Annotated in this window: 18 protein-coding genes; 15 read left to right on the plus strand and 3 right to left on the minus strand. The window is 41.6% G+C overall.

Going from position 1 to position 23,460, the window contains the following annotated elements; translation table 11 throughout:
- Positions 1 to 13: 13 nt before the first annotated feature.
- From PAN07_RS02665 to PAN07_RS02680, 4 genes are all read left to right on the plus strand, one after another.
- Entirely contained in the window at positions 14 to 775 is a 762-nt protein-coding gene (locus PAN07_RS02665; protein ID WP_269796944.1) for a threonine/serine exporter family protein, read from the plus strand.
- A 1-nt stretch (position 776) separates the two neighbouring features.
- Positions 777 to 1,226: a threonine/serine exporter family protein gene (locus PAN07_RS02670; RefSeq protein ID WP_075567996.1), complete on the plus strand. Its 450-nt coding sequence runs from the start codon at positions 777 to 779 to the stop codon at positions 1,224 to 1,226.
- Positions 1,227 to 1,403: 177 nt separating this feature from the next.
- Entirely contained in the window at positions 1,404 to 2,576 is a 1,173-nt protein-coding gene (locus tag PAN07_RS02675) for a hydroxymethylglutaryl-CoA synthase (protein ID WP_269796945.1), read from the plus strand.
- Positions 2,576 to 3,850, plus strand: coding sequence for a hydroxymethylglutaryl-CoA reductase, degradative (locus PAN07_RS02680; protein ID WP_269797138.1), 1,275 nt, complete (start codon positions 2,576 to 2,578; stop codon positions 3,848 to 3,850). The genes PAN07_RS02675 and PAN07_RS02680 overlap by 1 nt, the downstream gene beginning before the upstream one ends.
- A gap of 39 nt (positions 3,851 to 3,889) precedes the next feature.
- Here the strand turns inward: PAN07_RS02680 and PAN07_RS02685 are convergent, their stop codons facing one another.
- Together PAN07_RS02685 and PAN07_RS02690 are read right to left on the minus strand one after the other, a co-directional pair.
- Positions 3,890 to 4,855: a LacI family DNA-binding transcriptional regulator gene (locus PAN07_RS02685; RefSeq protein WP_269796946.1), complete on the minus strand. Its 966-nt coding sequence runs from the start codon at positions 4,853 to 4,855 to the stop codon at positions 3,890 to 3,892.
- Positions 4,836 to 6,290, minus strand: coding sequence for a sucrose-6-phosphate hydrolase (locus tag PAN07_RS02690; protein WP_269796947.1), 1,455 nt, complete (start codon positions 6,288 to 6,290; stop codon positions 4,836 to 4,838). The genes PAN07_RS02685 and PAN07_RS02690 overlap by 20 nt, the downstream gene beginning before the upstream one ends.
- A 365-nt stretch (positions 6,291 to 6,655) precedes the next feature.
- Here PAN07_RS02690 and PAN07_RS02695 point away from each other — a divergent pair, with 365 nt between their 5' ends.
- A complete protein-coding gene (locus PAN07_RS02695; RefSeq protein WP_269796948.1) occupies positions 6,656 to 8,551 on the plus strand; it encodes a sucrose-specific PTS transporter subunit IIBC in 1,896 nt (631 codons plus the stop codon).
- A gap of 140 nt (positions 8,552 to 8,691) precedes the next feature.
- Entirely contained in the window at positions 8,692 to 9,579 is an 888-nt protein-coding gene (scrK, locus tag PAN07_RS02700; protein ID WP_006148929.1) for a fructokinase ScrK, read from the plus strand.
- A 43-nt stretch (positions 9,580 to 9,622) separates the two neighbouring features.
- On the opposite strand, the gene PAN07_RS02705 is transcribed toward scrK, so the two are convergent.
- On the minus strand, positions 9,623 to 10,813 hold the full coding sequence (locus PAN07_RS02705; protein WP_045615335.1) for a cation diffusion facilitator family transporter: 1,191 nt from the start codon (positions 10,811 to 10,813) through the stop codon (positions 9,623 to 9,625).
- 269 nt (positions 10,814 to 11,082) lie between these two features.
- Here PAN07_RS02705 and PAN07_RS02710 point away from each other — a divergent pair, with 269 nt between their 5' ends.
- From PAN07_RS02710 to PAN07_RS02750, 9 genes are all read left to right on the plus strand, one after another.
- Positions 11,083 to 13,767, plus strand: coding sequence for a cation-translocating P-type ATPase (locus PAN07_RS02710; RefSeq protein ID WP_269796949.1), 2,685 nt, complete (start codon positions 11,083 to 11,085; stop codon positions 13,765 to 13,767).
- A gap of 106 nt (positions 13,768 to 13,873) precedes the next feature.
- Positions 13,874 to 14,284, plus strand: a complete 411-nt coding sequence (locus PAN07_RS02715; RefSeq protein ID WP_269796950.1) for a peptide deformylase — start codon at positions 13,874 to 13,876, stop codon at positions 14,282 to 14,284.
- 45 nt (positions 14,285 to 14,329) lie between these two features.
- Positions 14,330 to 15,052: a peroxide stress protein YaaA gene (yaaA, locus tag PAN07_RS02720; RefSeq protein WP_269796951.1), complete on the plus strand. Its 723-nt coding sequence runs from the start codon at positions 14,330 to 14,332 to the stop codon at positions 15,050 to 15,052.
- A gap of 137 nt (positions 15,053 to 15,189) precedes the next feature.
- Positions 15,190 to 16,476 (plus strand): homoserine dehydrogenase, encoded by a 1,287-nt coding sequence (locus tag PAN07_RS02725; RefSeq protein WP_269796952.1) that lies wholly within the window; start codon positions 15,190 to 15,192, stop codon positions 16,474 to 16,476.
- 1 nt (position 16,477) lies between these two features.
- On the plus strand, positions 16,478 to 17,347 hold the full coding sequence (thrB, locus tag PAN07_RS02730; protein ID WP_269796953.1) for a homoserine kinase: 870 nt from the start codon (positions 16,478 to 16,480) through the stop codon (positions 17,345 to 17,347).
- 122 nt (positions 17,348 to 17,469) lie between these two features.
- On the plus strand, positions 17,470 to 18,408 hold the full coding sequence (msrB, locus tag PAN07_RS02735) for a peptide-methionine (R)-S-oxide reductase MsrB (RefSeq protein ID WP_269796954.1): 939 nt from the start codon (positions 17,470 to 17,472) through the stop codon (positions 18,406 to 18,408).
- Between the two features lie 48 nt (positions 18,409 to 18,456).
- Positions 18,457 to 20,181 (plus strand): ABC transporter ATP-binding protein, encoded by a 1,725-nt coding sequence (locus PAN07_RS02740; protein ID WP_269796955.1) that lies wholly within the window; start codon positions 18,457 to 18,459, stop codon positions 20,179 to 20,181.
- A 1-nt stretch (position 20,182) separates the two neighbouring features.
- Positions 20,183 to 21,931, plus strand: a complete 1,749-nt coding sequence (locus PAN07_RS02745) for an ABC transporter ATP-binding protein (protein ID WP_269796956.1) — start codon at positions 20,183 to 20,185, stop codon at positions 21,929 to 21,931.
- 121 nt (positions 21,932 to 22,052) lie between these two features.
- The gene (locus PAN07_RS02750; RefSeq protein ID WP_269796957.1) at positions 22,053 to 23,312 is read left to right on the plus strand and encodes a TRZ/ATZ family protein; all 1,260 of its coding nucleotides are present in this window, start codon (positions 22,053 to 22,055) and stop codon (positions 23,310 to 23,312) included.
- The last annotated feature ends 148 nt before the right edge of the window (positions 23,313 to 23,460 follow it).

The following is a 23,460-nucleotide window of genomic DNA, read 5'->3' on the forward strand; positions in this document are numbered from 1 at the left end:
AAAGGGGGAGAAAATGAAGGAATCAAAAGAACTCAATGCAGTGATTGATATCATTATGCTTGCAGGTACGATTTTACTTCGAAATGGTTCGGAAATTCATCGTGTTGAAGATACTATGATCCGCATTGCGCATTCACAAGGGATAATGGATTGCAATGTTTTAGCCATGCCGGCAGCCATTTTTTTCTCTATTGAAAATACCAATATCTCTCGTATGAAGCGAGTGACTTCGTCTCTTTATAACATTGAGAAAGTTTGTGATGTCAATCAAATTTCTAGACAGCTTGTCTTTGGACAAATTGATTTAGAGACAGCCTTTGCACAATTGAAGGATTTAAATGAAAAATCCTTGCCCTATACTAAAGTACAGTTAATCATTGCTGCAACTTTTAGTGCTCCATTCTTCTCCATTATGTTTGGCGGAAATCCTTATGATGCGATTGGTGCAGGAGTTGCGACTGTGTTTGCTTTTACTTTTTCACTTTATGTAGAAAAATTTATTCGCATCCCCTTTATGACTGCATTTGCAGGTGCCTTGGTCTTTGGTTTGATAGCACAATTCTGGGCTCGTTATTCTGGTTTACCTTCAACGGCAGACTTAATTATAGCAGGGGCTGTCATGCCTTTCGTGCCAGGGATTGCCTTGACCAATGCTGTGCGTGATATCATGACCAATCACATTAACTCTGGTATGAGCAAGATGTTTGAATCCTTGCTGATTACCCTTGCCTTGGGGGCTGGCACCTCTGTCGCCCTGGTACTCATGAACTACTAATATGAATTTGACAACATTTTTATTGCAAGCTCTAGCGAGTTTACTAGCAATTATCACTTTTTTAATCGTTTTAAACGTACAACGTTCTATGCTAATTCCTGGTGGAGTTTTAGGAATGTTTATCTGGTTGCTCTATCTAGTTCTTAAGGAGCCGACTAACGTCATTTTAGCAACTTTCATTGCTGCCGTAATTGGCTCATGTATTAGCCAGATTATGAGCATTATCTATAAAACACCTGCAGTTGTTTTTAGCCTTGCTATATTGGCGCCCTTAGTTCCAGGATATTTGTCTTATCGAACAACTTCATTCTTTGTTACAGGAGACTATAGAAATGCCATTGCTAGTTCTATGCTGGTTGTCATGTTAGCTCTTGTCATCTCAATTGGAATGGCCAGTGGGACAGTTATTCTAAAATTGTATCATCATTTAAAATCACATCGAACCATCTAAGGTTCGATTTTTAATTGAGTAAAACTATTAAACAGGAGTGATTCAGATGATGATTGATGAATGTTTAGAAAATAGTATGAGTTTTGGATTAAGGCTTTTTTCTCTATTTTGTTTTAATTTGTGATAAAATAGACTTGAACGATTTTTTACAATGAATGATTAAATACAGAGGTAAATATGACAATCGGTATTGATAAGATTGGTTTTGCGACCAGTCAATATGTCTTGAAACTACAAGATTTAGCAAATGCACGGGGGGTAGACCCTGAAAAATATACAAAAGGACTTTTACTAGAGGAGATTAGTATCGCTCCTTTGACTGAAGACATCGTAACTCTTGCAGCTAGTGCTGGGAATTCTATCCTGACAGAAGAAGAAAAGCAAGAAATTGATATGGTCATTGTTGCGACAGAATCTGGAATCGATCAAAGTAAGGCTGCAGCTGTTTTTGTGCATGGCTTACTTGGTATTCAACCTTTTGCTCGTAGTTTTGAAATCAAGGAAGCTTGCTATGGAGCGACAGCTGCTCTACATTATGCTAAGCTACATGTAGAAAATTCACCAAGATCAAAAGTACTTGTTCTTGCTAGTGATATAGCAAAATATGGTATCAATGCACCGGGTGAACCAACTCAGGGTTCAGGTAGTATCGCTATGTTGATTACTCAAAATCCACGGATCTTGAGCTTTAATGACGATAATGTAGCTCAGACTAGAGACATCAATGATTTCTGGCGTCCGAATTACTCGATTACACCCTTTGTAAATGGTGTATACTCTACCCAGCAGTATTTAGATTGTTTGCAAACTACCTGGGAAGAATACAAAAAACGCTTTAATTGGACTTTAAATGATTTTGTGGCAGTATGTTTCCACTTGCCGTATCCAAAATTAGCCCTCAAAGGTTTTAATAAGCTATTGGATGAATCATTGTCTCAGGAAAAACAAGAGCTCTTACAGAAACACTTTGACGCTTCTATCATCTATAGTAATCGAGTTGGTAATATCTACACAGGATCTCTATTTCTTGGATTACTTTCTCTCTTGGAAAATGCTGAAACATTGAAAGCTGGAGATAAGATTGCACTATTCAGTTACGGTAGTGGAGCAGTTTCTGAGTTCTTTAGTGTCGAATTGGTTGAAGGTTATGAGCAGTATCTAGATAAAGACCGTATCAAAGTGTTAGACCAGCGTATACCTCTCTCAGTCGAAGAATATGAAAAAGTATTCTATGAGGAGACACATCTTGATGGTTCAGGTTCTGCTAAACTCTCGGGCTATGAAGACCAAGAATATGCTCTGGTTGAAATTTTAGAACATCACCGTTATTATAGCAAGGTTGAAAAATGATGAAGATTAATTGGAGTGGATTTTCAAAAAAAACATATCCAGAACGTCTAGAAACGCTTAGGGATTCTGACTTGCTCTCTCATGAACTTCAGGATAATCTAGAGAAAAATGAGACTTTGAGTGTTGCCATTGCTGATCAGCTAAGTGAAAATGTAGTAGGGACTTTTTCTCTTCCCTACTCCATTGTTCCTGAGATAGTGGTAAATAATCAGGCCTATACTGTTCCTTATGTGACGGAAGAGCCATCAGTAGTGGCAGCAGCTAGTTTTGCATGCAAGATTATCAACAGATCTGGTGGTTTTTCTGCCCATGTTCATCAAAGACTTATGATTGGTCAGGTTGCTCTTTATCAAGTACCAGATAGAGAACAAGCTTGCCAGGAAATTCTGAATCAAAAAGACCAGCTACTTGAAATAGCAAATCAAGCTTATCCTTCAATTGTCAAGCGAGGAGGAGGAGCGCGTGACTTGCGAGTTGAGAAAGTTTCTGGACAGACAGATTTTCTGGTTGTTTATCTTCACGTTGATACTCAAGAAGCCATGGGAGCTAATATGCTTAATACCATGCTAGAGGCTTTAAAACCTCATCTTGAAAGTCTAAGCCATGGACAAAGTCTTATGGGAATTTTGTCTAACTATGCTACAGATTCTCTGGTGACATCTAGCTGTCGTATTGCTTTTCGCTATTTAAGTCCTAACAAGGATGAAGCGCGTGAATTGGCTGACAAGATAGTCTTGGCTAGTCATTTTGCTCAAGCAGATCCTTACCGAGCTGCTACCCACAACAAGGGTATCTTTAATGGGATTGATGCTCTCCTGATTGCAACAGGAAATGATTGGCGGGCTATCGAAGCAGGAGCCCATGCCTATGCCTGTCATGATGGTGCTTATCGAGGACTTAGCCACTGGACATTAGACATAGAGACAGAAGAGCTGATTGGAGAGATGACTCTTCCCATGCCAATTGCTACAAAGGGTGGTTCTATCGGTCTCAATCCTCGTGTTGTGCTCAGCCACGAACTTCTAGGTCAACCGTCTGCGAAAGAACTGGCACAAATTATTGTTTCTATGGGATTGGCCCAGAACTTTGCCGCACTAAAGGCCTTGGTTGGAGCTGGTATTCAACAGGGACATATGAAATTACAAGCTAAATCTCTAGCTCTCCTAGCAGGAGCTAAAGAAGCAGAAATACCAAAGCTAGTAGAAGGTTTGATTGCTGAAAAAACCTTTAACCTAGAAAAAGCAAAAAGTATTTTAGAAGCTTTACGCTCATAAGAAAAACTCAGACTAATCAAGTCTGAGTTTTTTATATGCTTAGACGCTTCTACCAGGCAAGAGGCTAACTGGTAAGAAATAACCAGTAGTAGCGACCTCTTTGCCCTCTATCTTTTGAAGGAGCAAATCAACTGTCAGGCGAGCAATTTCTTCCAAAGGTTGTTTGATGGTAGTGAGGTGAGGGTAGTAATTCTCGATAAAATAAGTCCCATCATAGCCAATTACTTTTAGTTGGTCAGGAACTGAGATTTCAAGTTCTTGAGCAATTTTGATAACCAAAATAGCAGTTAAATCATCCGAAGCAAAGATGGCGTCGGGTTTTTGTTTGGTTAAGATATTTTTTATTTCCATTTCTTTTCGAAGGGGTGAAAAGTCACTGGAAATATTGATAATGGGAGCCTTTGGTAAGATAGAAGCGAAACCTGCATGACGAAGTCCAGTTGGGGAATTGGAGTTGTCATTTCCTGTAATCATGATAATAGATTTAACTCTAGTTTTAGCCAAGGTCTGAGCTGCTAGGACTCCGCCAGCATAGTTGTCAGAAGAAACGACAGGAATATCTGGAGACAGGTTACGGTCAAAGGAAATGATAGGAGCAGTCACACGATTGTAGTCTTCGATACCTAAGTTATGACTTCCTGAAATGATACCGTCCACCTGATTGGCTTCCAACATTTCGATGTATTCACGTTCTTTTTCTGAATCGTGTTCACTATTACAAATGATGGTCTTGTAGCCTTTTTTGAAGAGTTCGTGTTCCAATTTATCAATTAACTCCGCGTAGAAAACATGGCTGATTTTAGGGAAAATTAGCCCAATTAATTTGGCAGACTTTCCTTGAAGACTGCGAGCTAGGTTATTGGGTTTATAGCCCAGCTCACGCATAGCATCATTGACTTTTTGAATGGTTTTTTCTGACAGATAACCCTTTTTGTTGATGACACGTGAAACGGTAGTAGGGCTGACACCAGCTAATTTTGCGACATCAGTTAGTTTTGCGACCATATTCTAATTCGTAGTATGTTCCAGTTGGGTTTCCAGATTTGATAAGGATCCCATTTTGGTCCGCATGCGGGAAGACACGACCAGAAAATACTCTTTCTCCTTTATTGATAAAAATTTCAAAGACTGAATTGTCGATGAAGATATTGACAGTAGTTGCTTGATTAGTAACTGAGCAAGAGCGAGTAGTTCCAAATTCTTGAGCATATTGCTCACCTGCTTGACTACGATCAACGATTACTCGGCCATTGACAAGGTCAAAATTGATAGATAGCCCCTTGCCGTCTTTGTCAGCAAAAAGGACAATTTCGCTTTGGCTATCGGCTTCTAAGTTAAGCTCAAGTTCGTAGGTGTTTTTGGTTTCAGAACGATTTGAAAATTCCTCTTTTGAAGCACGGAGGTCCTTGATGGTTGCTACAGGATACTGATAGAGTTTGCCATCTTTAATGGTTAATTCTTTGACCAATGAGAAAGTTCCTTGGTGATCAAAGCGATTAGATGGATAAGACACATCTGGTAAACCAAGCCAGCTGATTGCCAGGGCACGACCATCAGGAGCGTTGAAGGCCTGAGTAGCATAGGCTTCGAAACCATAGTCTAGATTGTGTAGTTCAGACACACCTACCATACGTGCATTTTCAGGATCGAAGGAAGCACCAATTTTATACATATTTGGATAGATATTGTCATAGTCAAGAACCTTTTTATCCAAACCTTGTGGGCAGTAGAGAAGGACAGGTTGTTCTCCGACAAAGACAAGATTTGGGCACTCCATCATATAGGCAGTGCGGTCATTGTTGAAGTCAAGGTCTCCGACTTCTTGCCAGTTTGTATAATCATTATCGATAGCCTTATAGAGACGGACAAACCCTTTTTTGTCCAAATCTTGACCACCGACGATAGCATAGTATTGTCCTTTAAAGTTAAAAATCTGTGGATCGCGGAAGTGGTCAGTAGCATCAGCTGGTTGATCAATCAAGACCTTATCAATCTTTTTTATGTTTCCGTCCTTATTCATCAAAGCACCAATCTGATAAGGATGGCGAATCCAGTTTTCATCACGGACATTTCCTGTATAAAATAGAAACAATTGATTGCCAAACTGCATAGCAGATCCAGAGTAAGCGCCGTGGCTATCCAATGGAGTATCAGGTAAGATTTTTACACCTGTTTCAGTAAAGTGAACCAAGTCGTCACTTTCAAGCTGAACCCAAGATTTCAATCCATGAGCTGCACCAAAGGGGAAGTTTTGGTAAAAGACAACCCACTTGCCATCAAAGTAAGAAAAACCGTTCGGATCGTTAAGGAGTCCTTGCTTTGGTTCGACGTGATAGGCAACATGCCATGGTGATTGCGCCATCTTTTCTTGGAGTTCTTTTCTTTCTTCTTGTGTCCAATCTTCATAGCGTCTATAACGACGCTCGGTAGTCCATTCCATTTATATTCCCTCCATAAATTCTACTATCTTTATAGTAAACGTTTCCTTATAAAAAAGCAAGTCTTTTATATCGAAGTTAAGAAAAAAATGTCAAACGATTGACAGATAATTAGAAACCTATTTTTATGAAAATCAATGAAAATATGAAAGTTTTTGAAAATATTCACATAAAAACATGTAGAGATAGGCGATTTTGAGAGAATTTTATTAAGAAAGTAGCAAAAACTATCAAAAATTTTAGCAATCAAAAAACTTTTTCTGCAAAACGCTTGACATATTTTTGAAAGATGATAAAATAATACTCGTAGGGCGAGTAAAATCGCTTTCAAACAAGAACAAATTTTTTTATAAGGAGATTTTTGCAAATGACCAATACAGAAATTGCAAAAAAAGTCATCGAAGCCTTGGGTGGACGTGAGAACGTCAACAGTGTAGCTCACTGTGCGACTCGCCTCCGTGTTATGGTAAAAGATGAAGCGAAAATCAATAAGGATGCTATCGAGAACTTGGAAAAAGTTCAAGGTGCTTTCTTTAACTCAGGTCAATACCAAATCATCTTTGGTACTGGTACAGTAAACAAGATGTACGATGAAGTCGTAGCTCTTGGGTTGCCAACATCTTCTAAAGAAGATATGAAAGCAGAAGCTGCAAAACAAGGAAATTGGTTCCAACGTGCCATCCGTACTTTCGGTGACGTCTTCGTTCCAATCATTCCAGTTATCGTAGCAACTGGTCTCTTCATGGGTGTTCGTGGTCTCTTGACTGCTCTTGGAATGACACTTCCAGAAGATGTGACAACTTATACTCAGATCTTGACAGACACTGCCTTTATTATCTTGCCAGGTTTGGTTGTTTGGTCAACTTTCCGTGTATTCGGTGGTAACCCAGCTGTTGGTATCGTTCTTGGTATGATGCTCGTTTCTGATTCACTTCCAAATGCCTGGGCTGTTGCGTCTGGTGGTGAAGTAACTGCAATGCAGTTCTTCGGATTTATCCCAGTTGTAGGTTTGCAAGGTTCAGTTCTTCCAGCCTTCATCATCGGGGTTGTCGGAGCTAAGTTTGAAAAAGCAGTTCGTAAGGTTGTTCCAGATGTACTTGACCTCTTGGTAACACCGTTTGTAACACTCCTTGTAATGTCAATCCTTGGATTGTTTGTTATCGGACCAGTCTTTCACGTTGTTGAAAACTACATTCTCATTGGAACAAAAGCTATTCTTAACTTGCCATTCGGACTTGGTGGTTTCTTGATTGGTGGAGTTCACCAATTAATCGTCGTATCAGGTGTTCACCACATCTTCAACTTGCTTGAAGTTCAATTGCTTGCTGCTGACCACGCTAACCCATTCAACGCTATCATTACTGCAGCTATGACTGCTCAAGGTGCTGCAACTGTTGCCGTTGGTGTGAAAACTAAAAATCCTAAACTTAAAACTCTTGCTTTCCCAGCTGCTCTTTCTGCCTTCCTAGGTATTACTGAGCCTGCTATCTTCGGGGTTAACTTGCGTTTCCGTAAGCCTTTCTTCCTTTCATTGATTGCTGGTGCAGTCGGTGGTGGACTTGCTTCAATCCTAGGACTTGCTGGTACTGGTAATGGTATCACAGTCATCCCAGGTACAATGCTTTACATTGGTAATGGACAACTTCTACAATACCTTCTTATGGTAGCTGTATCATTTGCACTTGGTTTTGCTCTTACTTACATGTTTGGTTACGAAGATGAAGTAGAAGAGGTTGCAGGAGCAATTTCTGAAGCTGAAACTGACCGTTTAACAGAAGAAGCAGTAACTGGTACCCTTGCTTCACCTAGTGAAGGTGTCATCCAAACTCCAATCGTTGGACAAGCGGTTGCTTTAGAAAATGTGAATGACCCTGTCTTCTCAAGCGGTGCGATGGGGCAAGGGATTGCAGTGAAGCCATCTGAAGGTGTTGTTTATGCTCCTGCAGATGCAGAAGTAACCATTGCTTTTGCAACGGGACATGCTTATGGATTGAGAACAGCTAACGGTGCTGAAATCTTAATTCACGTTGGTATCGACACTGTTTCAATGAACGGTGAAGGATTCAATCATAAAGTTGCCCAAGGTGACAAGGTTAAAGCTGGAGAAGTTCTTGGAACATTTGACTCAGCTAAGATTGCTGCTGCAGGACTTGATAACACAACAATGGTTATCGTAACAAACACTGCAGACTTTGCTTCAGTAAATCCAGTTGCTTCTGGATCAGTTGCTAAGGGTGACGCAATCATCGAAGTTAAAGCTTAATAAATCAAAAAAACGAACAAATGTCATGTTTGTTCGTTTTTGCTTGAATGGTAAAATTTACAGAGAAAAAACTAAAATATAGAGTAATTTTCCTTATGGGAATATGCTATAATAGAGAAAATAAATACAAGAGGTTTATCATGACAAAACTATACGGAAGTTTGGAAGCAGGCGGTACAAAATTTGTCTGTGCTGTCGGAGATGAAAACTATAATGTTGTAGAAAAGGTACAATTTCCTACAACAACACCTATTGAAACAATCGATAAAACCATCGAGTTCTTCTCAAAATTCGACAATCTTGCAGGACTTGCCATTGGTTCATTTGGTCCAATCGATATCGATAAAAACTCAAAAACTTACGGATTTATCACAACAACTCCAAAACCTAACTGGGCAAATGTAGACTTGCTTGGTGCTCTTCGTCGCGCTCTAAACGTGCCTATGTATTTTACGACAGACGTAAACAGTTCTGCCTACGGTGAGGTGGTTGCTCGTAATAATGCCGGCGGTCGTATCGAAAACTTAGTTTATTACACTATCGGTACAGGTATCGGTGCAGGTGTTATCCAACGTGGCGAGTTTATTGGCGGTGTTGGTCACCCTGAGATGGGTCATTATTATGTGGCTAGACACCCAATGGATATTGAAAAAGAATTTAAAGGTGTTTGTCCTTTCCATAATGGATGTTTGGAAGGTTATGCAGCTGGTCCAAGTTTGGAAGCTCGTACAGGTGTTCGTGGGGAAAACATTGAACTCAACAACTCTGTCTGGGATGTTCAAGCCTACTATATTGCTCAAGCTGCAGTGAATGCGACTGTAACTTTCCGTCCAGATGTTATCGTCTTTGGTGGTGGGGTTATGGCTCAACAACATATGCTTGACCGTGTACGTGAGAAATTCACAGCCCTACTCAATGGCTACCTACCAGTTCCAGATGTACGTGACTATATCGTGACTCCAGCTGTTGCTGGCAATGGTTCAGCTACACTAGGAAACTTCGTTCTTGCTAAGAGCGTTGCAAAATAAGAATATAGAAAAACTCCCAACTGAGAAAGTTGGGAGTTTTGCTTTAGTCTTTTTCTATTTTTGTTTCCTGATGGAAAATATTTTGCCAAGTTTCGTGGCGGCGCCAGATGCTGGTATGAATGGTATCACCGACTTGGTAGCGGATGAGTTTAGTCTTTTGACTGATAGAAGTCAAATGAAGCTCTTTAATGGCAGAGGTCAATTCTTTTTCAGCCGTATAGGCTCCCTTATCCAGTTCTTGTCCGTCCTGGCGAATATAAATGAAGTCTTCTGCAAGTAATTCCTCCAGTTGATTTCCTTGGTCAATCAGTTGCTCTCTCATGAGCAATTTTTTATAGACATTATCTAGAATTTCATCCTCAGGGATTGGTGCTGGTTCAATATGAATGTCTGTATCAAAGACACCAAAGCGTTCTGATAACATGGATTCGACCTGATCCGCAATTTCGTGACTTTCAAAAACAGAGAGATCTGGGTTCATTTCCAGAGTAATGTCCAGATAAATGTTGCTTCCGTAAGTACGACCTCGTTGTGATTTGACCTTGCTAATCTTAGGAATTTCCATGATAGCCTTTTGGTAATCTTCTAGCAAGTGTTCATCAAAACCATCAGAAAGGCTGAAGGATGACTCGATAAAGATATCATAAGCAGTTTTAAGAATAAAGAAGGTAATGATAATCGCAACCAACTTATCCACTATTGGATAGTTGAAGCTACTAGCCAGGATAGCAATAGAAGTTCCAAGAGATGTCACGGCATCTGACAGATTGTCCTTAGCTGCAGCCTTGAGGGCCTTGGACTTAGACTGCTTACTCAGATGGGTATTGTAGAGATAAACGGCAAACATGATGATAGCAGAGATGACTCCTAGAGTCGCCCCAAGTGGGTCAATGACCGTTTGCTCTCGGCTGAGTATCTTTTGAATGGTGTCACGTAGAACATCAAAGCCAACGTAAAACATGATGATGGAAGTGATGAGACTTGCCAAATCCTCTATTTTCCAGTGACCGAAGCGATGATCTCTATCTGCCGGTTGGCGAGCCAAACGAATCCCGATGAGGAGGGCCACGTTTCCAACGATATCTGAAACGTTGTTAAAACCATCAGCTACCAAACTGGATGAATGGAGCAAGTGTCCGGTTGCTAGCTTAGCTGCAGACAAGAATAGATAGGTCAAGATGCTGATAATGGCACCACGCTCAGCTAATTTTAAGTTTGAAACCGATTGATTCATCTAACTCCCCTTCTAACATTTTAGTATTCTTTCATTATACTGGTTTTCCAAGGAAAATTCAAATGTGGGAAGTAAGTTAAATACACCTCAAAACTTGAAAACTTTTGAAATTCTGATATAATAGAACTACTCAAGGGAGTAGCTGGCGGTTAACCGCGATAGTGTCGTCATTACGAATTATTTCCGGCACTATATTAAACAGCGAGACTTGTTTTTTTAAAAACAGGTCTCTTTTTTTGTAAAAAGAGGCCAAAAAGGAGGAGACTGTTTTGTCAAAAGAACAAAATAAAGACTTGTTTTACACACAGACCTCAGAAGAAGTCCTAAAGAACTTGGACTCATCTATCGAAGGTTTGTCAACTGCTCAAGCTCAAGAACGACTAGCGACTTATGGTCGTAATGAGTTGGAAGAGGGAGAGAAACGTAGCCTACTAGCTAAATTCCTTGATCAATTTAAGGATTTGATGATTATCATCTTGCTTGCGGCTGCGGCACTGTCTGTCATTACAGAAGGAATGGATGGTTTAACAGATGCCCTTATCATCTTGGCCGTTGTTGTCTTGAATGCTGCCTTTGGGGTTTACCAAGAAGGTCAAGCAGAAGCAGCTATTGAAGCTCTGAAAAATATGTCTAGCCCCATGGCCCGTGTTCGTCGTGATGGTCATGTGATTGAGATTGACTCGAAAGAATTGGTACCCGGAGATATCGTCTTGCTTGAAGCGGGAGATGTAGTGCCTGCCGATATGCGTTTGCTTGAAGCGGCGTCTCTTAAAATCGAAGAAGCAGCTCTTACAGGGGAGTCTGTCCCAGTTGAAAAAGATGTGACAGGACTTGTTGAAGCAGATGCTGGTATCGGGGATCGTGTTAACATGGCTTACCAAAACTCAAACGTAACTTACGGTCGTGGTATTGGGGTCGTGACCAACACTGGTATGTATACAGAAGTTGGTAAGATTGCGGATATGTTAGCCAACGCAGACGAAACTGAAACACCATTGAAGCAAAGCTTGGAACAATTATCTAAGGTCTTGACTTACTTGATTATTGTGATTGCAGTGATTACTTTCTTGGTTGGTGTCTTTGTTCGTGGTGAACATCCATTAGAAGGCTTGATGGTGGCGGTTGCTCTTGCGGTTGCGGCTATTCCAGAAGGACTTCCTGCCATTGTAACCATCGTTCTATCATTGGGAACTACAACCCTTGCCAAACGGAATTCAATCGTCCGTAAATTGCCAGCGGTTGAGACTCTCGGTTCAACAGAAATCATTGCATCTGATAAAACAGGTACTTTGACCATGAACCAAATGACGGTTGAAAAAGTTTATACCAACGGTCAATTGCAAAGTGCTGCAACTGAGATTACTGCTAACAATAATACCCTCCGTATCATGAACTTTGCCAATGATACAAAGGTGGACCCATCTGGTAAGTTGATTGGGGATCCAACAGAGACAGCCCTTGTACAGTTTGGTTTGGATCACAACTTCGATGTTCGTGAAGTCTTGAAGGATGAGCCACGTGTGGCTGAATTGCCATTTGACTCAGACCGAAAACTCATGTCTACCATTCATAAGGAAGCAGATGGCTCTTACTTTATCGCTGTCAAGGGTGCCCCTGACCAATTGCTCAAACGTGTGACTCGTATTGAAGTCAATGGGGAAGTTCGCCCAATCACAGAAGAAGATAAGAAAGCTATCCTTGCTATCAATAAAGACTTGGCTAAACAAGCCCTTCGTGTCTTGATGATGGCTTACAAGACAAGTAAGGAAATTCCAACCTTGGAATCTGAAATTGTTGAGTCTGACCTCATCTTCTCTGGTTTGGTCGGCATGATTGACCCTGAGCGTCCAGAAGCTGCAGAAGCTGTACGTGTCGCTAAAGAAGCAGGTATCCGTCCGATTATGATCACTGGTGACCACCAAGATACAGCGGAAGCTATCGCTAAACGTCTCGGTATCATCGATCCAAATGATACAGAAGACCATGTTTTCACTGGTGCTGAGTTGAATGAACTCACTGATGAAGAATTCCAAAAAGTCTTCAAGCAATACTCTGTTTACGCGCGTGTATCTCCTGAACACAAGGTTCGTATCGTTAAAGCTTGGCAAAATGAAGGTAAGGTTGTCGCTATGACGGGTGATGGGGTCAACGATGCGCCTTCACTTAAGACAGCTGACATCGGTATCGGTATGGGGATTACAGGTACAGAAGTTTCTAAGGGAGCTTCTGATATGGTCCTTGCTGATGATAACTTTGCAACCATTATCGTAGCGGTTGAAGAAGGACGTAAGGTCTTCTCAAATATCCAAAAATCCATCCAATACCTCTTGTCTGCTAATATGGCTGAAGTTTTCATCATCTTCTTTGCAACATTGTTAGGTTGGGATGTGCTTCAACCAGTGCATCTTCTCTGGATTAACCTGGTAACAGATACGCTACCAGCCATCGCCCTTGGTGTGGAACCTGCTGAACCAGGTGTCATGACCCACAAACCTCGTGGTCGTAAGTCTAACTTCTTTGATGGTGGTGTCTTCGGAGCAATCATTTATCAAGGGATCTTCCAAACCATGCTGGTTCTGGGTGTTTATGGTTGGGCTCTTCTCTTCCCAGAGCACCAAAGTCATACTGAAATCCATGCGGATGCCCTTACCATGGCTTTTGCAACTCTCGGTTTGATCCAATTGCTCCATGCCTTTAACGTTAAGTCGGTTTACCAATCAATCTTTAAAGTGGGACTCTTTACCAACAAGACCTTTAACTGGTCTATCCCAGTTGCCTTTGTCCTCTTTGTGGTGACGATTTTGGTTCCTGGATTTAATAATCTCTTCCACGTGTCACACTTGAGTTTGACTCAATGGATGGTGGTCGCCGTAGGAGCACTTATGATCGTGGTCCTTGTTGAGATTGTTAAAGCAATCCAACGAGCACTTGGAAAAGATAAAAACGCTATTTAAACAATTATGAAAAGTCATCTTCGGATGGCTTTTTGCTTTTATATATGGTAAACAGAGATTGATTTTATGCTATAATCAAGTTGAGAAAAAGATGGAGGAATAGTAGTTGGAAAAGAAAATTGTAAAAGATATCTTGTTTTTGTCGCAGGTATCTCAGCCTGCTAGTCAGGAAGATTTACCCCTAGCAAAGGATTTGCAGGATACCCTATTGGCTAACCGAGAAAGCTGTGTTGGACTAGCGGCCAATATGATTGGGGTACAAAAACGTGTCATTATTTTTAATATCGGAATGATTCCCATGGTTATGTTTAATCCAGTTCTCAAATCTTTTGAAGGACCATACGAGACAGAGGAAGGTTGTTTGTCTTTGGCAGGTGTAAGACCGACAACTAGGTATGAGAAGATTACAGTAAGCTACAGAGATTTCCATTGGCAAGAGCAAACCATTACCTTGGCAGGATTTCCTGCTCAGATTTGTCAGCATGAATTGGATCATTTAGAAGGTCGTATTATTTAGGCTCAAATCCTTGGTAGTCCTAAAAAAATATGCTACACTAACACTATGAAAATTCTAATCCCAACTGCAAAAGAAATGAACACTGAAATCCCTAGTTTAGAGGCTAGACCTTTACGTCCTGAAAGTCAGGCGGTGCTAGATGAATTAGCTAGATATTCTGCCCAAGATTTAGAGAGTTTTTATAAAATCTCTGCCGAAAAGGCGCAAGAGGAGTATGCCCATATCCAAGCCTTGAAAAATGGATTGGCTAGCAACTATCCAGCCTTGCACCTCTTTGATGGACTCATGTATCGCAACATCAAACGGGACAATCTAACCAAGAAAGAGCAAAACTATCTCGAGAAACACCTCATGATAACGTCAGCTCTCTATGGTGTGATCCCGGCCTTTGGACCCATTGCTGCCCACAGACTGGACTTTTTGATGAAACTCAAAGTCGCTGGAAAAAGCTTGAAAAATCATTGGCAAGTAGCCTATGAAGAGTCGATGAAGGGTGAAGAATTAATCTTTTCACTCTTGTCTTCTGAATTTGAAACTGTCTTCCCTAAAGAGGTCCGTGAAAAGATGGTGACCTTCAAGTTCATGGAAGAGCGAGATGGTAAATTAAAAATCCACTCAACCATTTCAAAAAAAGCCAGAGGAGCCTTCTTAACAGCCTTGATGGAAGGTCAGATAACTTCTGTAGAAGAGATTAAAGAGCTCAGCTTTGCAGGTTTCAACTATCGAGAAGACCTGTCTAGTGACAAGGAATTGTCTTTTGTAAAATAGCAAACATAAATCCTGCCCATGAATGTATCGGGGCAGTTTTTTTGTGATTTGATGCTCCTATTTTTAGTTTTGAATGGTAGGAATTTTCACACAATTTTGGTATAATAGGACTATTAGAAAATTTCGAGGAGACAAATATGTCAGTTAAGATTGCTTTACTTGGATTTGGTACAGTAGCCAGTGGTGTGCCATTCTTGCTGAAGGAAAATAGAGAAAAAATCGTTCAAGCGGCTCAGTCAGAAATTGAAGTAGCTAAAGTTTTGGTCAAAGACGATCAAGAGAAAGCCCGCTTGCTTGATGCAGGAAATGATTTTAATTTTGTAACAAATATCGATGAAATCTTGTCAGACAAAGACATCACGATCGTTGTTGAGTTGATGGGGCGTATCGAACCTGCTAAAACATTTATCACTCGTGCTTTAGAAGCAGGGAAACACGTCGTAACAGCTAACAAGGACCTTTTGGCAGTCCATGGTGCAGAATTGCTTGAGGTAGCCAAAGCTCACAATGTTGCCCTCTACTATGAAGCAGCTGTTGCAGGAGGTATCCCAATCCTTCGTACCTTGGTCAACTCACTAGCATCAGATAAAATCACACGTGTTCTTGGTGTTGTGAACGGAACATCTAACTTCATGATGACCAAAATGGTAACAGAAGGCTGGTCTTATGAAGATGCTTTGGCAGAAGCCCAACGACTTGGCTTCGCTGAAAGCGACCCTACCAATGACGTTGACGGGATTGATGCAGCCTACAAGATGGTTATCCTCAGCCAGTTTGCTTTTGGGATGAATGTCAAGTTTGAAGATGTTGGCCACCAAGGGATTCGCAACATCACTCCAGAAGATGTGGCAGTAGCTCAAGAACTTGGTTATGTTGTGAAACTGGTTGGTTCTGTTGAAGAAACAGCTTCTGGAATCGCTGCTGAGGTTACACCAACCTTCCTTCCTAAAGAACACCCATTAGCAAGTGTTAACGGTGTTATGAATGCTGTCTTTGTGGAATCTATCGGTATCGGCGAGTCTATGTACTACGGACCAGGTGCAGGTCAAAAACCAACTGCAACAAGTGTTGTGGCTGATATTGCCCGTATCGTTCGTCGTTTGAATGATGGAACAATTGGAAAAGCCTTTAATGAATACAGCCGCTCAGTGGTCTTAGCTAAGCCAGAAGATGTCAAAGCTAACTATTATTTCTCAATCTTGGCTCCTGACTCAAAAGGTCAAGTCTTGAAATTGGCTGAGCTCTTTAATGCGGAAGATATCTCCTTCAAGCAAATCCTTCAAGATGGCAAGCAAGAAGGCAAGGCTCGTGTCGTTATCATCACTCATAAAATCAACAAGGCACAGCTTGAAAAAATTACAGCATCTTTGAAGGGTGTATCTGAGTTTGAACTTCTCAATACCTTCAAGGTTTTAGGAGACTAAGATGAAGATTATTGTACCTGCTACAAGTGCCAATGTGGGTCCAGGGTTTGACTCGGTTGGTGTAGCTGTAACTAAGTATCTAGAAATTCAGGTTTGTGAAGAACGTGAAGAATGGATGATTGAGCACCAACTAGGCAAATGGATTCCCCGTGACGAACGTAATCTTTTATTGAAAATTGCTCTACAAATCGTTCCAGACTTACAACCAAGACGTTTGAAGATGGTTAGTGATATTCCACTTGCACGTGGACTAGGTTCCTCTAGTTCAGTCATCGTTGCAGGGATAGAACTGGCAAACCAACTCGGAAACCTCAAGCTAAGCCAGCATGAGAAGTTGCAATTGGCAACTAAGATTGAAGGCCATCCTGATAATGTTGCGCCTGCAATCTATGGAAATCTAGTTATTGCAAGCTCAGTCGAAGGTCAGGTTTCAGCAGTCGTAGCGCCTTTCCCAGAGTGTGCCTTCCTAGCCTACATTCCAAACTATGAATTGCGAACTCGAGATAGTCGCGGTGTCTTGCCCAAGAAACTTTCTTATAAAGAAGCTGTTGCAGCAAGTTCTATCGCTAACGTAGCAATCGCAGCTTTGTTGACTGGTGACATGGTCAAAGCAGGCCAAGCTATTGAGAGTGACCTCTTCCACGAGCGTTACCGTCAAGAACTGGTGCGAGAATTTGCGACCATCAAAAAAGTTGGCAAGAAAAATGGTGCTTATGCAACCTACCTTTCTGGAGCTGGTCCGACTGTTATGGTTCTAGCTGAGCCTGATAAGATGCCGAAGATTAAGGCAGAGCTTGAAAAACAACCGTTCAAAGGCAAGCTTCATGATTTGCAAGTAGACACACAAGGCGTGCGCGTCGAAGCAAAATAAATTTAGCAATAGGATGGGGAAACTCTCTATAGAGGGCTTCCTGTCCTTTTTTTGAAAATGAAAGAAGGAAAGTAAACTCTTTCCAGAATTTGACGACCGTTCTTGGTCAAGGAGGATTTGAAATGGCGGAAATATATCTAGCAGGCGGTTGTTTTTGGGGCTTAGAGGAATACTTTTCCCGTATTTCTGGAGTGTTGCAAACCAGTGTTGGTTATGCCAATGGTCAGGTAGAAACCACCAATTATCAACTGATCAAAGAAACAGATCATGCAGAGACTGTTCAAGTTATTTATGATGAAAAGGTAGTTTCGCTCCGTGAGATTTTACTCTATTATTTCCGAGTTATCGATCCCCTTTCTGTCAACCAACAAGGAAACGATCGTGGTCGTCAGTACCGCACAGGGATTTATTACCTAGATGAAGAGGATTTGCCAACCATCCATACGGTCGTTCGAGAACAAGAGCTTCTCATCGGTCGTAAAATAGCGGTAGAAGTGGATAAGCTTCGTCACTATATCCTGGCTGAGGACTATCACCAAGACTACCTCAAGAAAAATCCTGGAGGTTATTGCCATATCGATGTGAGAGATGCTGAGAAACCACTGATAGATGCCGCCAACTATGAAAAACCTAGTCAGGCAGTTTTACGAGAGAATTTGTCAGAAGAGTCTTATAGAGTTACTCAAGAGGCTGCGACGGAAGCTCCCTTTAGCAATGCCTACGACCAAACTTTTGAGGAAGGAATTTATGTCGATATCACGACTGGGGAGCCCCTCTTCTTTGCCAAGGATAAGTTTGCCTCAGGCTGTGGTTGGCCAAGCTTTAGCCGTCCTATTTCCAAGGAACTCATCCATTACTATCGTGACTTGACTCACGGTATGGAACGTATCGAAGTTCGGTCACGTTCGGGTAATGCCCACTTGGGTCATGTCTTTACAGACGGGCCTCAGGAACTAGGTGGCTTACGCTATTGTATCAATTCTGCTTCTTTACGATTTATCGCTAAGGATGAGATGGAAAAGACTGGTTATGGCTACTTGCTTCCATATTTGAACAAGTAAAAAGATGGTGGGTTTCCACCTTCTTCATTTTGTAAATAGAAGGGACATATGAAACAATTACTTTCTTACTTTAAACCCTACCTCAAGGAGTCTTTTCTAGCACCCTTGTTTAAGTTGTTAGAGGCTGTTTTTGAACTCTTGGTTCCCATGGTGATAGCAGGGATTGTTGACCAATCTATCCCTCAAAAAGATCAGGGGCACCTCTGGATGCAAATGGGTCTCCTCTTTGTTTTTGCAGTTATTGGCGTCCTAGTTGCCCTAGTTGCTCAGTTTTACTCAGCCAAGGCAGCAGTCGGCTTCACCAAGGAGTTGACCAATGACCTCTATCGTCATATTCTCTCCTTGCCCAAGGATAGTAGAGACCGTTTGACGACTTCGAGTTTGGTGACGCGTTTGACTTCAGATACCTATCAGATTCAGACAGGGATTAATCAATTCTTACGCCTCTTTTTAAGGGCGCCTATTATTGTTTTCGGTGCCATTTTCATGGCTTATCGCCTCTCGCCTGAATTGACCTTCTGGTTCTTGGTCATGGTTGCCATTTTGACCTTTGTCATTGTCGTGTTATCACGCTTTGTCAATCCTCTTTATAGCATTTTGAGAAAGAAAACAGATCAGCTGGTTCAGGAAACGCGCCAACAACTACAAGGGATGCGAGTGATTCGTGCCTTTGGTCAAGAAAAACGAGAAATTGAGAATTTCCAACGACTCAACCAAATCTATACGGCTATCCAAATGAAAACAGGATACTGGTCTAGTCTCTTGACACCCTTGACCTATTTGATCGTTAACGGAACTTTACTGGTGATTATCTGGAATGGTTATATTTCTATTCAGGGAGGCTGGCTCAGTCAGGGTGCTTTGATTGCCCTGATCAACTATCTTCTTCAAATCTTGGTTGAGTTAATCAAGCTAGCCATGCTGATCAATTCACTCAACCAGTCTTATATATCTGCCAAGCGGATTGAAGAAGTCTTCGCTGAAAAACCTGAAGATATTCATTCTGAGATTCAGGCAGGAAAAGTACATGGGCGTCAAGTATTACAAGTCATTCACTTGAGCTTTACCTACCCAGATGCAGCTCAGCCTTCGCTAAGGGATATTTCTTTTGATATGAAGCAGGGGGAGATTCTTGGGATCATTGGGGGAACCGGTTCTGGTAAGTCAACCTTAGTGCAGGTCCTACTTGGCCTCTATCCGGCAGATAAGGGAAGCATTTCCCTTTATCGAGATGGACAAAGTCCTCGCAATCTTTCTGAGTGGCGTTCTTGGATGGCCTATGTCCCTCAAAAGGTTGAACTTTTTAAAGGGACTATTCGTTCTAATTTGACTTTGGGTATAGATGAGGCAGTCTCTGACCATGAACTATGGCAGGCTTTAGAAATTGCCCAGGCCAAGGACTTTATTAGTGAAAAGGAAGGTCAGCTAGATGCAGTGGTTGAAGCGGGTGGCCGTAATTTCTCAGGTGGGCAAAAACAACGTTTATCGATTGCCCGAGCAGTTTTACGTCAAGCTCCTTTTCTCATCCTCGATGATGCGACTTCAGCCCTTGATACCATTACTGAGTCCAATCTTCTAAAGGCTGTTCAGGAAAATTTGCCTGATACTAGTTTGATTTTGATTTCCCAACGGACTTCGACCTTGAAAATTGCTGATCAAATTCTCCTTTTAGAAAAGGGTCAGCAATTAGCGCTTGGAAATCATGAGGAATTGATGAAGACTAGTCAAGTCTATCGTGAAATCAATGCATCCCAACATGGAAAGGAGGACTAGAATGAAAGGCAAACATGCAAGTCAAACTCTCAAACGTTTGGCAAAAGATTTAACAAGTCATCCCATCCTTCTTTTCCTAGCTTTCTTGGGAACCATTGTCCAGGTAGCCCTTTCTATTTATCTACCAATCTTGATTGGACAGGTGATCGACCAAGTCTTAGTCTATGGATCATCCCAGCTATTCTGGCAGATTTTCCTCCAGATGATCTTGGTAGTCATAGGAAATACGCTGGTACAATGGGCCAATCCTCTCCTCTATAATCGACTGATTTTCTTTTATACCAAAGATTTACGGGAGAAAATCATTGAAAAACTCCATCGTCTTCCGATTGCCCTTGTAGATAGACAAGGTAGTGGGGAAATGGTCAGCCGAGTGACGACAGATATTGAACAGTTGGCAGCGGGTTTGAACATGATTTTCAACCAATTTTTTATCGGAGTATTGATGATCTTGGTCAGCATCCTTGCCATGCTTCAAATTCATCTCTTGATGACGCTCTTGGTTCTACTCTTAACCCCTCTGTCTATGGTCATTTCTCGCTTTATCGCTAAGAGATCCTACCATCTCTTTCAAAAGCAGACAGAGACTAGGGGGATTCAAACCCAGCTAATCGAGGAATCGCTCACCCAACAGAACATTATCCAGTCTTTTAATGCCCAGGAAGAATTTATCGAGAGACTTCATGAGGCAAATGACAACTACGCAGGTTATTCTCAGTCGGCTATCTTTTATTCATCGACAGTCAATCCTTCCACCCGTTTTGTCAATGCCCTCATTTATGCTCTACTTGCTGGTGTTGGAGCCTTGCGCATCATGGCAGGTTCTACTTTGACAGTTGGACGTTTAGTGACCTTTTTGAACTATGTGCAGCAGTACACCAAGCCTTTTAACGATATTTCATCTGTCTTAGCCGAGTTGCAAAGCGCCTTAGCTTGTGCAGAACGTGTTTATGCTGTTCTAGAAAGTCCTGAGGTTACAGAAACTGGTCAGGAAGAGTTGAACAGCGACCAAGTCAAGGGAGCTATTGCCTTTAAACATGTTTCTTTTGGTTACAATCCTGAAAAGATACTGATTAAGGATCTGTCTATTGATATTCCAGCAGGTAGTAAGGTTGCTATCGTTGGACCAACAGGTGCTGGGAAGTCTACCCTTATCAATCTCCTCATGCGATTTTATCCTATTAACTCAGGAGATATTTTGCTAGATGGTCATTCTATTTATGACTATACCCGAGCATCTCTTCGACAGCAGTTTGGAATGGTGCTTCAAGAAACTTGGCTCAAGCAAGGAACCATTCATGACAATATTGCTTTTGGAAATCCTGATGCTAGCCGAGAGCAGGTCATTGCAGCAGCCAAGGCAGCTAACGCAGACTTCTTTATCCAACAATTGCCCCAGGGCTATGATACCAAGCTTGAAAATGCAGGTGAATCACTGTCAGTCGGTCAGGCTCAGCTCTTGACCATCGCACGTGTCTTTCTATCCATTCCTAAGATTCTCATCTTAGACGAGGCAACTTCCTCTATCGATACTCGGACGGAGGTGCTTGTTCAAGATGCCTTTGCCAAACTCATGAAGGGGCGAACAAGCTTTATCATCGCCCACCGTTTATCGACCATTCAGGATGCTGATTTGATTCTTGTCTTGGTAGATGGTGACATTGTAGAGTATGGTAACCATCAAGAACTCATGAGGAGAAAAGGCAAGTATTATCAAATGCAGCAAGCAGCAGCTTTTGATTTAGATTGATAGCACTAGCTTTAAAATGACTCGTTTTTATAAACCAAAAGTTGCCTTAGGGTGACTTTTTTGTTACAATAGCTAGAAAAATTGTGATATTTAAATTGTAACTTAGAGAAGGAGAAGCACCATGAAAGTCTATCAGCATGTAAATATCGTGACTTGTGACCAAGATTTCCACGTCTATCTGGATGGGATTTTAGCTGTCAAAGAATCTAAAGTCGTCTATGTCGGTCAGGAAAATCAAGAGATTCTCGAGCAAGCAGAACACATCATAGATTATCAAGGTGCCTGGATTATGCCTGGCTTGGTTAACTGCCATACCCACTCTGCTATGACAGGTTTGAGAGGCATTCGTGACGATAGTAATCTCCATGAATGGCTAGAGGACTATATCTGGCCAGCTGAGGCAGAGTTCACGCCAGAGATGACCACAAAGGCCGTCAAAGAGGCTCTGACTGAAATGCTCTTATCAGGAACGACAACCTTCAATGACATGTATAATCCTAATGGAGTGGATATAGCTAAGATTTATGAGGTAGTCAAGGCTTCCAAGATGCGTTGCTATTTCTCTCCAACCCTCTTTTCTTCAGAACTGGAGAAGACAGATGAGACCATAGTCAGAACTCGAGCTATCATTGAGAGAATTAAAGGCTACCAGGATCCCAAGTTCAAGGTGATGGTGGCCCCTCACTCGCCCTACAGTTGTAGTCGAGATTTGCTGGAGGCAAGTCTTGAGCTAGCAAAAGAAGAGAATATTCCTCTTCATATCCACGTGGCAGAAACCCAGGAAGAGTCAGGCATTATTCTGAAACGCTATGGCAAACGCCCATTAGCCTTCCTAGATGAGCTCGGATATTTAGATCATAAAGCTGTCTTTGCCCATGGTGTGGAGTTAAATGAAGCAGAAATTACCCGCTTGGTAGATTCGCAAGTCGCTATCGCCCACAATCCTATCAGCAACCTCAAGCTAGCCTCAGGCATTGCACCAGTCGTCCAACTTCAAAAAGCAGGAGTAGCAGTTGGTATTGCAACTGATTCAGTTGCTTCTAACAATAACCTGGATATGTTTGAGGAAGGGCGGACTGCAGCACTCTTACAGAAGATGAAGAGTGGTGATGCCAGCCAATTTCCAATCGAAACTGCCCTCAAGGCACTGACGATCGAGGGTGCTAAGGTACTAGGAATGGAAGACGAGATTGGTAGTTTAGAAGTCGGCAAGCAGGCTGATTTTCTCGTCATCCAACCGCAAGGAAAAATCCATCTCCAACCTCAAGAAAACATGCTGTCTCACCTAGTTTACGCTGTCAAATCCAGTGATGTTGATCATGTCTATATTGCTGGTCACCAAGTTGTGAAAGACGGACATGTACTAACTGTTAACTTGTAAAAATAAGCATAAAATCTCTAAATCTCATGAGAAAAATCTTATGAGATTTTCTTATTTTACTAGTAATATCAAGGCTTTTACTAAGTATTCAAGTCTTGTATTTAGAAATTTTCAAAAAGCAAATTAGATAAATAAGAGAACTTATGGT

It is taken from the genome of Streptococcus sp. SM5, from assembly GCF_027497975.1.